General features: G+C 34.2%; 15 protein-coding genes. 6 read left to right on the forward strand and 9 right to left on the reverse strand.

Annotated elements, in window-relative coordinates:
- Positions 1-30: 30 nt before the first annotated feature.
- The 3 genes from BMW29_RS09290 to yjbM all read right to left on the reverse strand — a co-directional run bounded on the left by BMW29_RS09290 (position 31) and on the right by yjbM (position 2,438).
- Positions 31-924 carry an RluA family pseudouridine synthase gene (locus BMW29_RS09290; protein WP_092652697.1) on the reverse strand — a complete coding sequence of 298 codons (894 nt, stop codon included), beginning with the start codon at positions 922-924 and terminating at the stop codon, positions 31-33.
- On the reverse strand, positions 914-1,684 hold the full coding sequence (locus BMW29_RS09295; protein WP_245706264.1) for an NAD kinase: 771 nt from the start codon (positions 1,682-1,684) through the stop codon (positions 914-916). Before BMW29_RS09295 ends, BMW29_RS09290 begins: the two co-directional genes overlap by 11 nt.
- Positions 1,685-1,808: 124 nt before the next feature.
- Positions 1,809-2,438, reverse strand: a complete 630-nt coding sequence (gene yjbM / locus BMW29_RS09300; RefSeq protein WP_092652701.1) for a GTP diphosphokinase — start codon at positions 2,436-2,438, stop codon at positions 1,809-1,811.
- Positions 2,439-2,643: 205 nt separating this feature from the next.
- Between yjbM and BMW29_RS09305 the strand changes: the two genes are divergently transcribed.
- On the forward strand, positions 2,644-3,216 hold the full coding sequence (locus tag BMW29_RS09305) for a CYTH domain-containing protein (protein WP_092652703.1): 573 nt from the start codon (positions 2,644-2,646) through the stop codon (positions 3,214-3,216).
- A 178-nt stretch (positions 3,217-3,394) separates the two neighbouring features.
- Positions 3,395-4,072, forward strand: a complete 678-nt coding sequence (locus tag BMW29_RS09310; protein ID WP_092652705.1) for a DsbA family protein — start codon at positions 3,395-3,397, stop codon at positions 4,070-4,072.
- A gap of 40 nt (positions 4,073-4,112) precedes the next feature.
- On the opposite strand, the gene pepF is transcribed toward BMW29_RS09310, so the two are convergent.
- From pepF to spxA, 4 genes are all read right to left on the reverse strand, one after another.
- Positions 4,113-5,921 carry an oligoendopeptidase F gene (gene pepF, locus BMW29_RS09315; protein WP_092652707.1) on the reverse strand — a complete coding sequence of 603 codons (1,809 nt, stop codon included), beginning with the start codon at positions 5,919-5,921 and terminating at the stop codon, positions 4,113-4,115.
- A gap of 83 nt (positions 5,922-6,004) precedes the next feature.
- The gene (locus BMW29_RS09320) at positions 6,005-7,138 is read right to left on the reverse strand and encodes a competence protein CoiA (protein ID WP_092652709.1); all 1,134 of its coding nucleotides are present in this window, start codon (positions 7,136-7,138) and stop codon (positions 6,005-6,007) included.
- Positions 7,139-7,217: 79 nt separating this feature from the next.
- Positions 7,218-7,892, reverse strand: coding sequence for an adaptor protein MecA (locus BMW29_RS09325; RefSeq protein WP_092652711.1), 675 nt, complete (start codon positions 7,890-7,892; stop codon positions 7,218-7,220).
- A gap of 149 nt (positions 7,893-8,041) precedes the next feature.
- Positions 8,042-8,440, reverse strand: coding sequence for a transcriptional regulator SpxA (gene spxA, locus BMW29_RS09330; RefSeq protein ID WP_092652713.1), 399 nt, complete (start codon positions 8,438-8,440; stop codon positions 8,042-8,044).
- Between the two features lie 477 nt (positions 8,441-8,917).
- On the opposite strand from spxA, the gene trpS reads away from it, so the two are divergent.
- The 4 genes from trpS (at position 8,918) to BMW29_RS09350 (ending at position 13,376) form a co-directional block, all read left to right on the forward strand.
- Positions 8,918-9,925, forward strand: a complete 1,008-nt coding sequence (gene trpS / locus BMW29_RS09335) for a tryptophan--tRNA ligase (protein ID WP_092652715.1) — start codon at positions 8,918-8,920, stop codon at positions 9,923-9,925.
- A 350-nt stretch (positions 9,926-10,275) separates the two neighbouring features.
- Positions 10,276-10,569 carry a hypothetical protein gene (locus BMW29_RS09340; protein ID WP_092652717.1) on the forward strand — a complete coding sequence of 98 codons (294 nt, stop codon included), beginning with the start codon at positions 10,276-10,278 and terminating at the stop codon, positions 10,567-10,569.
- On the forward strand, positions 10,566-12,725 hold the full coding sequence (locus BMW29_RS09345; protein ID WP_092652719.1) for a hypothetical protein: 2,160 nt from the start codon (positions 10,566-10,568) through the stop codon (positions 12,723-12,725). The genes BMW29_RS09340 and BMW29_RS09345 overlap by 4 nt, the downstream gene beginning before the upstream one ends.
- A gap of 6 nt (positions 12,726-12,731) precedes the next feature.
- Complete coding sequence (locus BMW29_RS09350; protein WP_092652721.1) at positions 12,732-13,376, forward strand: ABC transporter ATP-binding protein; 645 nt, start codon at positions 12,732-12,734, stop codon at positions 13,374-13,376.
- Positions 13,377-13,631: 255 nt separating this feature from the next.
- On the opposite strand, the gene BMW29_RS09355 is transcribed toward BMW29_RS09350, so the two are convergent.
- Both BMW29_RS09355 and BMW29_RS09360 read right to left on the reverse strand, forming a co-directional pair.
- Positions 13,632-14,240: an aminoglycoside 6-adenylyltransferase gene (locus tag BMW29_RS09355; RefSeq protein ID WP_092652723.1), complete on the reverse strand. Its 609-nt coding sequence runs from the start codon at positions 14,238-14,240 to the stop codon at positions 13,632-13,634.
- 111 nt (positions 14,241-14,351) lie between these two features.
- A partial coding sequence (locus BMW29_RS09360; RefSeq protein ID WP_143047355.1) for a transposase occupies positions 14,352-14,561 on the reverse strand: 210 nt, incomplete at its 5' end.

The raw sequence follows: 14,561 nt of genomic DNA on the forward strand, positions 1-14,561 counted from the left end.
CATGACCCTCTCTCTACAAATATTTCTTTCTTACTTTTGATTGGCTAGCCAGCCTTGCATATCTTGAGGTAATGGACTTTCAATGGTTAATAATTCTCCTGTGAAGGGATGATGAAATACTAATTTGGCACAATGTAGGGCTTGTCTTTCAACGGGTTCTTGATTTTTTCCACCATATAAATCATCTCCAATTAAAGGATGATGGATTGCAGCAAAATGAACACGAATTTGATGGGTGCGCCCAGTATGAAGCTGGATATCAACTAATGTTCCCTCTTCAAAACAAGATGCTACCCAAAATTCTGTTTGTGCAACTTTCCCATCTGGTCTTACTTGTCGTTCCATTAAAGAGCCTTCAACACGTCCAATTGGCGCATCAATCATTTGATGGGTGCCCTCAGGAATACTGCCTGAAATTAAAGCTTGATATTTTTTAGTCATTTGCTTTTTTCGTAATTGAATATCCATCTTAGCGTGGGCATAGCCATGCTTGGCAAAGAGCATCAAACCTGTTGTATCACGATCTAACCTTGTGACAATATGAATCACTTGATTGGGGTAGTTTTGCGCCACATAATAGCCCTTTACACGATTGGCCATTGTTCCTGATGGATGAACTTGTGAGGTAATGGAGGCAACCCCACTCGGTTTATTCACAATTAATAAATGCTCATCTTCATAAACAATATCAATTGGAAGATGCACCGGAATGGTTGTTTCATGTCCAGCTTCATCTGGTATCACAACAGTTACCTGGTCTCCTTTTTTTAAAAAATATATGGCATTTTTTTCGATGTCATTAACTAGGATCAAGCCACCATTAAATTTAATTTTTGCAAGCAAGGCTCGGGATATATCCTTAGTCCGTAAAAATTGCTTTACTTGTATCGCTTCTTCGTTTTCATAAGTCCAACTAAATTTCATTTTTTTCTCGCGCTCCGATAAACGCATCCTCTACTCTTCGCCAAAATGACGTATGTCGATAATGCGCAAAATGAATGCGCTCAGTAGCAATACGATAATTTATTTCTGATATATTTGTGTGCTGATGGGTAAATTGGTCAATGCCTAATAGAAATTCATTTTGTTCAGCTGGCTTGACCGTAATCCATTCATCTGGTGCCAAAATCATCGCAGAGCTTAATGTTCTAAACACACGATTATTGATTGAAGCAATCTCAGCTAATTGAAGTGCTTCTAAGCGGGGATGAAGAACTGCGCCACCAATTGATTTATTATAGGCTGTTGAACCTGTTGGGGTAGAAATACAAATTCCATCTCCTCTAAAGCGCTCAAACAGCTGATCCTTAATATAAATATCCAAGACCATTGTGCCGCTAACTTGTTTAAAGGTCGATTCATTTAAGGCTAAAAAATGCGCACTTGCTTGTTCATCATGATAGTTAATTGTGACATCTAATAAGGGATAGGTCACACTTTTCCCTTCATCATGAAGTAAGCTTGTTACTAAATCTTCATATTCATAATCACGCCAATCTGTATAAAAGCCTAAATGGCCTGTATGCACACCAACAAATCGGACATGATCCAATTGATGGGCATATCGATGAAAAGCATTCAGCAAGGTTCCATCTCCACCAATAGAAATCACAACATCAGGCAACTTCTCATCATAAATCAGCCCTTTTTCAGTACAAGAGGCAATAAATTTTTCGGCAATCATTTGAGTCTTCTCATCATTTTTTTTAACAACTGAAAAACGCATCGGTTGCCTCCTTCTGTGATTTCTAATGAATCACTTGTTTTTTTATTGATTAGGAATGTTCAGAAGTCTTCTAAAAGAGACCTTATTTTTTATGTTTTTTATTATGAACAAATAAAACCTGGGCTTCTTTAATTTCTTCTCTAATTTCTGACATTTCCTCATCTAATAGGAAAGCAGCTTCAGCAGCACGTTCTAAGCGTGTATTAATATCCGCCGGTAAATCACCACGATATTTATAGTTTAAGGAATGTTCAATGGTTGCCCAAAAGTTCATTGATAAGGTTCTAATTTGGATTTCAGCTAAAATGATATGCTCCCCATTAATTCCTTGAACTGGATATGCGATGACAATATGATAAGAACGATAACCACTCTTTTTTTTATTTGAAATATAATCTCTTTCCTCTACCACTTTAAAATCTTTTCTTTTACGGAGCAAATCTACAACTGTGTAAATATCTTCCACAAACTGGCACATAATTCTTAGGCCAGCAATATCTTGCATTTCCATTCCTATTTTTTCTTCAGGTATATTTCTTAATTCAGCTTTTACAAGAATACTATCAACTGGCTTGACTCTTCCTGTTACGAATTCAATCGGAGCATGTGTATTTTCTTGTCGAAATTGCTTACGAATGCCTTTTAATTTAATTTTCATTTCATCAACTGCTTGGCTATATGGTGCTAAAAAGTGATCCCAATTTTGAATCATAGTCATCCCTCTTTTATATCTTTTATTCCATTATTCATCTCTTTTTTTGAATCGGTATGGTCAATTCGTCCATTGTATATTTTACCATAGTTTCCTATTTTTATGTAGCGAATGAAGTTATTTTTACAGGTCATAAGGCTCAAAACTGTTTTTTTAGAAAAAATGTGGTAAACTGTGTGGGACTTATTTTGCTGGAGGGAAAACAATGAGTGAACAACTTGAAATAGAATTTAAAAACTTATTAACAGAACCAGAATATAAAAAGTTAATTGACCATTTTCAACTTCAACCAGCTGACTTTTTTTCACAAGAAAATTTTTATTTTGATACATCAGAAAACACATTGAAACAATTAGGTGCAGCTCTGAGAATCAGATGTTTTAGCCAGACTGCTGAAGCAACCTTAAAGACACCTCATGAAAATGGCTTACTAGAAATTACAGATTCACTCACACTAGCTGAAGCCCATCAACTTTTAGCTGCAAAACAACTGACTGGTTTACCTCATATTTCTGAAAAATTAGCTACATTTAAGCTCACACTTCAAGATTTCCAACGCTTAGGTTCATTAAAAACAACACGTGCTGAAAAAAGAATTGCTCAAGGCTTACTAGTCTTTGATCAAAGTGACTACAATCATATAACCGATTATGAATTAGAATTTGAAGTAGCCAATTTTGAACAAGGACAAGCTTTTTTTGCTCATTTTTTAGCAGAACATCATATTCCAATCCGTAAAACGCCAAACAAAGTAGCAAGAATGTTTCTTTCTCTTTAAGCAATTAGCAAGTAATATGCTCTTTTCAAAAAACGCTATCTGTTAAATGTGGCTAATTTGTTACAAAAAAAAAGAAGAGCCATTAAATGTCAAGTGTTTATTTTAGAATTATTAAAAATATTTTGTTATGGTAGAGCTATAAAGAAAACAAATACTAATGATAAGGTGATTGATACTCATGATACGTTATACAAATAATCAGGAACAATCGAATCGCATCATTGAATTATACATGTTTGTAAATCCATTAGGAACAAGATGTTTGAAAGCTGAAGAACATGCGTTGAAGTTAATTGAATCTCATAAAGGGAAATTTCATTTTCGAGTCATCGCTTTCCATAACCTTCAAACAGTTGCAAACTATATGAAAGCTCTAAACATTGATGCATCGAAACAACCAGAAATTTCACAAAACTTATATCAAGCTTGCCTTGCTTTTAAAGCAGCTGAACTACAAGGTAAAAAAAATGGTCGAAACTTTTTGATTACCTTACAACGAGATGTTGTCCTAAATAAAAAAACATTTTGCTATGACTTATTAGTAGAGGTTGCAAAACAAACTGGCATTGATGTAGAGATGTTTTTAACAGATCTACATTCCGATTTGGTTCAAAAAGCGTTTGAAAGCGACCAAAAAATTGCAAGAGAAATGTGTGTGGAGAAAAATCCATCTGCTGTTTTTTTTGATACAGATGATACAAATTATGGTATTTTAATTGATGATTGCCTGACACCAGATATTCTAGAGAAAGTTTATCAAGAGATTATTACACCTGAACATCAGGTAAAACGTTTAACAAGTAGCACACACCTACCCGCTGCTCGTAGGATTAAACATTATTTGCGTTCATTATAAAAGCATTGAAGAGTAAGATCTCTTCAATGCTTTTTTATGCTTATTTTTTTAACAATGTTTCTAATTCAGTTAAGCGTGTTTCAAAGACCTGTAAAGCATCTTCAATATAAGCTTTTTTGGTCATATCCACACCAGCTTTTTTCATTACTTCAATTGGATAATCACTACAACCAGCTTTTAGATAGGTTAGATACGCTTCTAAAGCACCCTCTTTACCTGCTAAAATGCCTTCAGCTAAGGTACTTGCTGCTGAGAATCCAGTTGCATATTGATACACATAATAATTATAGTAGAAATGTGGAATACGTGCCCATTCATAAGCGATTTCTGGGTCTCTTGCCACAGCTGGTCCATAATACGCAGCATTTAAGTCAGCATAATAATTTGTCATAAATTCACTTGTTAATGGTACACCTGCTGCAGCTTGTTCATGAATATAATGCTCAAACTCAGCAAATTGTGTTTGACGGAAAATTGTTCCTTTAAAACCATCTAAATAACGATTTAAAACATAGGCACGGATTTCTGGATCTGTTTGTGTTTCTAATAAATACTCAGTTAACAGATTTTCATTTGTTGTAGAAGCAATCTCTGCTAAGAAAATAGAGTAATTCCCATAGACATATGGCTGGTTATTTCTTGTATAGTAACTATGAACACTATGTCCCATTTCATGAACCAATGTATAAAGCTGATCTAAACTTTCATGCCAGTTCATCAAAATATAAGGATTGGTCCCATAAGTTCCAGAAGAATAAGCACCACTACGTTTGCCTTTGTTTTCAACCACATCTACCCAGCGTTCACTAAAAGCTTCTGTAACAATGCGTAAATAGTCTTCTCCTAAAGGTGCTAAGGCTTTTTTAGCCACTTCTACGGCTTCTTCATAAGTGTAACGGATACTAGCTTCTCCTGTTAATGGTGTATACATATCATACATATGCAATTGATCCACACCAAATACCTCTTTGCGTAAGCCAACATAACGATGTAGTAAAGGTAATTTATTTTTCACGACTGCTAATAATGTATCATGAACCGATTCAGGAATATGATTTGCTGCTAATGCTTTTGCTCTAGCAGACGAATAGTTGTGTACCTCTGCATCGTAATTATGGTATTTCACATTTGAAGAAAGTGTACTAGCAAAAGTATTTTTTAAATTTTTATAGGTACTATTGAATTCTTTAAAGGCTGATTCACGGACTTGACGATTCGTATTTTCCATTAATTGACCGTACACACCATGTGATAGTTGTACTGGACGTCCCTGTGCATCTTTAATTTTTGGAAATTGAATGTCTGCATTATTTAAGACACTAAAAGTTCTTGCAGATGCATCAAAAATATCTCCTGCTCCTGCTAATAAGGCTTCTTCTTTTTCAGAAAGCACATGAGAACGGGCACTTGTAATATCATCAATAAAATGTTGATACAATTTCAATCCTGCATTTTCTTTTAGATATTGTGTTAAGGTTGCTTCTGGAATTGCTAATAATTCTGGTTCAAACCATGATGTAGCTGCACTCAGTTTAGTTCCTAAAGCCGATGCTCTTTCATGCATCCCTTGGTAAAAACTATTTGATGTATCTTGGTCATTTCTTAGATGAGCATAGGTATAGACCACACCAAATTTTTCTGAAACATTTAAAATACTATGAATGCCAGCTAAAAGCGCATCACTATTGTTTCCTAATGTGCCTTTAAAATCTGCAATTTTTTCTACCGCTCCCTCTACAGCTAGATAAGCTTTGTCAAAATCTGCATCTGTTGCAAAAATATCTTCAATTCTCCAAGTCATTTCTGTTGGGACATCTTGGCGTGCTGGTAATTCTTTTATTTCGCTCATACGAATTCCTCCTTAAAATCACTTCTTTATAATCTTACCATAAACTCATCAAAAACTCATAATTTTCTCTATTTTAAATCACTTTATTGAGTAAATAGCCATTGGATTTTTTCAGTCACACGATATTCATCTTTTTTTTCTGCTTTTATCACGCCTAATTGCTGCAAAAAGTGGAGGTATCTTTCTAAGGAAACAAAGGGTTTCCGCTGAATGAGTGGTAAGGGATAATACTGAATTTCCGCTGCTAGGACTTTTTTTTGCCACCATTTTTTTAATTCTTTGAGTTCTAACAGATGACCTGCTCCTAAGTGAAAGAGTCGTAAGAGAAGCAAGGAATGCCAATAATAAGCTGGTGTTCTAATGATTGGAGAATCAGCTAAGGGAAAATATGCTTCAACTGGCAAATAAAGTGCATGTAAATGTTGCATATACAGTTTTTCTTGTACGATTAAATGCTGTTTATTACCATAATATAATGCTTTACTGAGCTTTTTTTGTTGTTGTTTTATATTTTTGATGGTGAATTCATCTTTTTTTATGGGTACTTTTTGTGAGGGCATCATTAAGTTTTGAAAGCTTTGATGCTTGGAACCAGTTAAGGGAAAGGTTGTTTGAATGGTTTGATGAGAAATTCGCTCGTTAAAGTTTGTCACGATTTGGCTATAACGTACAATTTTTTGTTGCTCAATATCTAAGGAAAATAAATAGAAGCCAACTTTTTTCTGATAGCTAATAAATTGTCTTTGTAGGGAAGACAATTTGTTGATGGGTGTTAATTTTTTTCCTACTATCCAAATGACAGCATAACCATTCTTTAGATAACCTTGTGTTCGTTCCTGCATTTTATTTGCGGAAAGCGGACTACATTGAAATTCTATGGCAATTGGCTGTTTCTTTTCGTAGATTAGGATATCTGGTCGTTGCTGAATGGTTGAAAGGGAGGCTTCTAATTGATAGGGGATTTGCTGTAACTCAAACCATTGCGCCAATAGTTGTTTTCCTGCAAGATGTTCAGGTGTTTCTCCTTCTGAGAAGGTTTGACACTTGCCTTGTCGATAATGAGAAAAATGGGGTTGTTTAGCGGTTCCTACTTTCATAAAAACTGGTTCTTTACAACTAGGACAAGTCCACTTTTCTTTTTTTAATTGTATTAAGTCTTTGATGGGATAGGCACAAATAGCGATTCTTTCATTTTTATTATTCATTGCAATGAGCATCTTCTCTCTCCTTTCACTCTTAAATATAGGCAAAAAAAAGCTTTTGTCATTTTTTTGACAAAAGCTTTTTTTGATAGGCTTATTTAAAATAGTAACGTGTTTGTTCTAATGCAGTTTGTTCCATGATTAGCTTGCCATATTCTGATAAGACATCACCAGTAAGATTGGTTTCTGTTGCAAATTCTAGAATTAACGCAACTTCTTCATCAACCGTTGTTTCAATCATTTCTTCATTAAAGAAAACAACTTGAAGATAATAGGCATCTTTATAGTGATATAAGCTTGAGACAGCACTATCTAAATACATGCGCTTTGCTAGTAAAACCATGTCTTCAAATTGAGCAATTTTAAAAACAAACTCTGTTTTCAATGTATCAGGATTTTCTAAATACTCACTTACTTCTGACTCATCTATGTTTGGTGTCTCAGCACCTAAAATTTGTTCTTTAATAAATTTTGTGAAATCATCTTGTGAAGTAGGGTCTCCATCATTCATATCAAGCTCTTCATTTGTTGCATTTCCCTTGCTGATGAATAATTCTAAACCATTTCCTTTTGGCATTACTTGGAAGGTCACGGCATCTGTACCATGGAATTGATTTTCAACATCGACCTCTTCTAAAATACTATAGAAAAAATTTTCAATTTGTTTGTGATTTCCTAATAAGTCAAGGAAGGTCACACCACGCTCTTCTAAATCAGCATTTTCAATTCGTACACGGATTGTATTCTCATTTATATGTTCCATTTCCATGAGTATGCACCTCTTTTCATCTGCCTATCTTTTTTATTAGATAAGCTTCCTACTACTCTATATTTTATAGCAATTCTAATAAAAGTAAAGGAAAAGGTTTAAAAAAAAGCTCATGTCTCCAAATGGATACATGAGCGGTCATTTATTTATTAGAAATTAACCATTTGTTGCGCTTGTCTTAATTCGTAAGCACGCACTTCTCTTGGTAAGAAACGACGAATTTCATCTTCATTATAACCAACTTGTAGACGTTTTTCGTCCATCATAATTGGTCTACGCAATAAACCAGGATTTGCTTCTACTAATGAAAACAATTCTTTCAATGGTAGATCGTCTAAATCCACATTTAGTTTTTGGAAAATTTTTGAACGCGTTGAAATAATCTCTTCTGTTCCATCTTCAGTCATGCGTAAAATCGCCTTAATTTCATCAATGTTTAGCGGATCTGAAAAAATGTTTCTCTCTTTGAAAGGAATTTCATGCTCTTCTAACCACGCTCTAGCCTTGCGACAAGAGGTACAACTAGGTGATGTGTATAATGTTACCATGTTTATTCACTCCTTATAAATGTTGACTACAATGTTGCTTATTCCCTTAACTTTTGTTTACAAAGTAATTTATTCCCCAACTACTTTCAACATCCTTAGTATAAACCATATTCACTTTTATTACTACCCTTTTCTTGAAATTTTGTCACTTTTTTGTCACTTTTAGTTAATTTTATTTTTCCATTTTCAGAAAAACCCTTTAATAAAGGCTTTTATCTATTTTCACCCCTTTCTTCAGATTATAATAATTATAATCAACTTGCGTTTTATTGTTACAATTTGTTCAAAAATTCAATTCACTTCTTCTCATCTAAACCTGACTAAATTCAACTAAAATTTTGTTTACTTAAAACAACTGGATGATTTGATTCATCTTTACTTGTTTTCACTGTCATTTTGCGTTAAATTAATAGAGACTAGTTTACTATTTTTAATGAAGAGATTTTATAAGATTTATCTATTAAGGGAGACGATATCATGCAAACTATTTTTTCTGGCATTCAACCAAGTGGCGTACCCACTATTGGCAATTATATTGGTGCAATGAAGCAATTTGTTGACTTACAAAATGATTTTGATTGTTATTTTTGTGTAGTGGATGAACATGCCATTACAGTCCCACAAAAGCGTTTAGAGCTACGCCAACAAATTAGAGGGTTAGCCGCTTTATATTTAGCAGTTGGCTTAGATCCTGCTAAAGTGACTTTATTTATTCAATCTGAAGTGCCTGCCCATACTGAAGGGGCTTGGTTAGTTCAATGTAATACTTATATTGGTGAATTAGAACGAATGACGCAATTTAAAGATAAATCTGCTAAAAATGAGAAGCAAGGTGTAAGTGCTGCTTTACTTACCTACCCTCCTTTAATGGTTGCTGATATTGTCTTATATCATGCACATCTTGTTCCTGTTGGAGAAGATCAACGCCAACATTTGGAGTTAACTAGAGACTTTGTTGAACGCTTTAATAATCGTTATGGCGAAAACGGTCCTATTTTAACCTTACCAGAAGCTAAATTTGTGAAAGAAGGCGCTCGTGTCATGAGTTTGGCTGAGCCTACACAAAAAATGAGTAAGTCGGACAAAAATGTGAAAGGTTTCATTTCAATGTTGGACGAGCCTGCTGTGATTCGTAAGAAGATTAAAAGTGCTGTGACTGATTCTAGTGGTGTGATTGAATATGATCCTGAAAATAAACCTGGTGTTTCTAACTTATTGAGTATTTATGCTGCTTGTACTGGGGAATCAATTGCTAGCCTGGTCGCTCGCTATGAAGGCAAAGGTTATGGTGAATTTAAGACTGACTTAGGTGAAGCTGTGGTGGGTCTGTTAGAACCGATTCAAGAGAAATATCATGCTTGGATGGCATCTGAGGAATTAGATACAATTTTAGATACGGGTGCTGAAAAAGCCCGTGCAGTGTCGAATAAAACCTTAAATCAAATGAAGAATGCAATGGGGTTAGGACGCAAGAAAAGAAGATAAGGAAAAGCTTGAGCTGTTGCTTTTAGAATGTAGACAAAGTACTGAGTGATTATTAGTGCTTTGTCTCTTTTTATGGGTTAAATATAGAGTAAAGAGTATAACAGTGTAGTAATGGCTAAGCAAAATGGGGCATGGGGACAAATGAATTAAGCCAGCAATTTTTCATTTATTTATGAATGAGCCAAAGACAACTACGATGAAGCACAAGAAAGTCTAACTTTAAGTACTTTCATTTTCCCAACAACATAGAACCAATTTCTTACAGCATTTATGTATAGCATAATAGTGTTGTTGCAAGTGTTCTATTCATATGTTATACTTTCTTCACAACTTAGAAGGAGGCATTTATGATGAAAAATTGGATAAAAAAAGCTACATTGAGTCTATTAATTATTTCTACATTGGGAGTTGCGTTTCCGTTGATTGCAGAAGCCGCAACAGTATATTACAACGGCACTCCTATATCATGGAACTACGGTCGTTCACTAGGCGTTACAAGTTATTCAACTGTGCAATCAGGATCCTATACTCACTCAGCTACCGCAAATACTACATACTCAGGTTGGAAAAAGAAAGGTGTGCAAGCTCACGCTCAACAATATGTTGGATGGGGGACCGCTACAGCTTACTGGAATGCCCAATGAATATTAGGAAAGTTCTTCATCTTACGATTAAAGGGGCAATTGTTATTCAAGTGCTGTTGTGCTTATTAACAAGTGCCTTTTTTTTATCAGAAATTTATAAAAAAAATGTCACAAATTATGGAATCAATTTACCAAATTCCTTGCAATTTAGTATTACTTCATTATCGAAAGACAATACTGATATGACTCATGATTTATTACTAAATTCTCCTGGAACTTTAATTCGTCAAACGCCTCAGTCTACCTCAAATGGTAACGATAGCATTAATGTCCAAATTGGCGGATTAGTAGATAACGCACCAGCGCTTGAATTTCTAGGTAACACGATAATTGATTCATCTGATTTACATCGTTTATTAACATCAGAAAATAGAAATGCCACAATTGGAATGAACATCGGCTCAAAAGATACGATAAAAGAACTCCAAACGCCATTATTCGGAGTATCGATTTATTTTTCAAAATTATCTACAAGTTTGGATGATACGTTACTAGGTAACTATGTCCTAGTTGGTTTAAATTCTGAACAGCAAGCAGAATTTATTAGTAAACTTTCTGAGGTAACCAGTATCAGCAAAAATGACTTACTATTCCCCCAATCAGGATATACTATTGACAGTGGGTTAGTTGGTATCGTATTAAGTATCGGCCTGTTTTTGACTGTATTAATACTAGGAATCTTGGTAGTAAGTTATACACTAGCTTCAATTAAAGAAATTGGTAGTTTAGCCCTATTAGGCTGGGGAAAAGTACAGATACTTAACCAACTGTTTAGTCCTATTTTTTGGTTTAGTTTATATCTTATTCCTGTAAGTATGGTTGTAAGTTTAACTTTTTATTCATTCAATCTAAATATCCTACGATACAGTTTGACAGCAGGTATCATCAATACATTCATTGTACTGATTATTTTGGGTATCTCTAGTTTTATTCTATTTACAATCAATTCATTGAATGCTATAAAAGGAATCTTGCCTAAAAAAATACTGTATTTATTTGTTGCATTTTTGTATTTATTATCTAGTCTTGGATTGTTGGTAGTGAGTTATGCATTAGATGCTCCGATTCAACAGGTTGCCCAAAATAAAAGGCTACTGAGCGCTTGGAGTAATGTTGGTGAATATGAGACGCTTAAAACAGTTTTTCCTGGGGAAAACCAAACATCTATCGCTGGGCTTAGCGACCAACTAGACCATGAGATGTATAACTGGTATCAATCTATGGAAAATAATCCTGGGGTTTACTATATTACCAGTCAATACTATGACGAAAAGATCCTTTTTACTCTCAAAGAATCGGCAAATCAATCAGTGCCTAATTCTCCATTCACTTTAATAACTGCCTCGCCTAATTACGTTCAAGATCACAATATCAACATACCTGAACGTGATATTGAAAAGGCTAACCAGGGTATTCGTGTATTCTTAATACCTAATCATTGGTCAGATAAGCAAGTTGAAACTGCAAAAAAATGGCTATCAGAAGAAGTGCTTAGCGAACTAATTGACAGTTCTTTTGAAAATGAGTTTTATAAAAATAAAAATATCGAGTTTATAAAATATGACATGACTTCTGATGTTTTCACTTGGGCAACACAAAAAGAAGAACCCACATTTACAAAAGAAGCTATCATTTCTATTGTAACAACAGCCAATATGACACCTTTTGATGCGGGGAACCTTAGAGCAAATGTATTAACTGGACCATTAAAGTTTAAGAGCAAAAAAATAATGACAGAAAACACAAAACACTTAAGTAAATATGATTTGGATGACAATGACTTAGAATTTACGCCTGTAACAAAATTTGTGGATGGTCTTCAAAAACAACTAACGCAAACAATTGCTTTCTTCGGAAGTGTCATTGCTTTTATTGTCATCATCATTATGTTGATTCTAGTATCAATGGCGTTTATTTTTTCAATTGTAAACGGTAGAACGATTTTTGTTAAAGAAATAATAGGTTTTTCAAGCACGATGATTTACAAAAATGTTATGCTATTTGTTTTAATTATGGGGCTAATTGAATTACTGATTACCCTACTACTAAAGGCCACATTAGGGATGATATTGATTCCTGTAATCGTGATTTTACAATTAATGACCATTCGTTTATTTATCAAAAAGCATGCTATTCAAAATATAAAGGGGCATTAACTTAACATGAACGTAATTGTATTTGAAAACGTATCAAAAAAGTTTGGAAATTATTTTGTTTTAAAGAACTTAAATTTATCTATTAGAAAAGGCGAATTTGTCTCAATTGTTGGGCCCTCTGGTTCTGGGAAAACTACTATTTTAAATATCATGGGACTGTTAGATACCTTTAATGCTGGAAATGTATCTATAAACGGACAATCATTACCAAAATTAAATAGCAGACCTGCTGAAAAAATTCGTAGAGAAACAATCAATTATCTATTTCAATCATTCGCCTTGATTGAAGATAAAACAGTCTATGATAATTTAAAACTCAGCCTGCATTTTTCTAAAGGAATAAATAAAGACCAAGTGATTAAACAGGTATTAACCGATGTTCACTTGGACAATAAACTAAATAAACTAGTTAATACTTTATCTAGTGGAGAAAAACAACGAATTGCATTAGCTAGAGTAATGATTAAACCAGGTAATATTATCCTCGCTGATGAACCAACTGGTGCTCTAGATCCTGAACTAGCACAACAAGCCTTTGATTTAATCTTAAAAATGCAAAAAGAAAGCGGAAAAACCATCGTTATGGTTACACATAACATGGAACAAGCACAACAAACAGATCGAATGATAAAGCTAAAATCAGAAGTGTAAGTCCACAGAGACCTCCTTTGCCAAATAGGACTGTAGACAAACTAATAAAAAAATGTTTCTTCTAATATAATTGTTTATTTTTATATGATAAAAATGATTAATCACTTAAAAATATTGATTTATCAAGAAAAATAGATTTTTGGGTTTTAATTAAATAAAACAACATGATAAAAAAAGACGCCGACAAAGTCATTTTCCGACTTTGTCGACAACCTGAGAAACAGCATATGCTGTTTCTTTTTTTGTGCGGATTTATCATGTTTCATCAACAATTACTTTGGCATCTTTAGGTAGGTTTGCAACATGTTTTAAATAAGCTAACATATTGCTGGCTTCCTTAGTAGTGTATTTAAAGTTTAACTCTGCAGCTATTTTTTCGGATAATGTGCTAAATAACTCACAGGCAGTAAACACTGCTTGCCAAAAATGGGCTGGATTGCCATCAGAATAGGTTTGTTCATACTGCTGCCATTCTGCTGTGGGTAATAATTTTTTAAAGTACTTGCCTTGCTTGCCAGTCGCAATTTTGAAATCATAGGCTAACCCAATCTGCCAAGCAACCATTTGATCTAATTCTGGTCTTGTTAATGTTTCAAAGCTACTCTTTGCAAAAGGAAGTTCATCTCGCCAAATACCTTTTGCAACATTTTGAATGCCCCACCAAAATTCGTTACAGGTATCATGGAATAACACTTCACTTGGTTTTTTCACATGGTAATCAGTATCATTAGACGGCGCAATACTTGGTAAAATTTGATCTTTGTCTAATAATGGAATGGTTAAGCTATCTGTGCCATATTCTTTTAGCATTTGTTCTTTTTGTTGCAGGTGTAAATCAATACGTAATCCGGATTTAAAGAGCATTAGAAAGACTAACTATATAAAGTCAAGCCAATATACTGAAAAATGAGTAAGCAGAATAATAGAAATAAGTGCACAACAAATAGACCTTGCTAAGCAATAATTTAAATTGTTCTATTGCCGAATTTCATAGGCTTCATTTTTCTTTAAAATGGCAAAAATAATATAGCAGAGCTTTCTAGAGACAGCGCCAAGTGCTGTGAGATGATGTTTTCCTTCGGAACGTTTCTTCTCATAAAAAGCTTTCAAGACAGGATCATGTTGTGAAGCTACTAAAGCTGCAGAAAACAAGGCCTTTCTCAAATAAGGTGACCCGCGCTTACT

Origin of the sequence: Isobaculum melis (genome assembly GCF_900111355.1) — a bacterium.
Taxonomy (GTDB): Bacteria; Bacillota; Bacilli; order Lactobacillales; family Carnobacteriaceae; genus Isobaculum; species Isobaculum melis.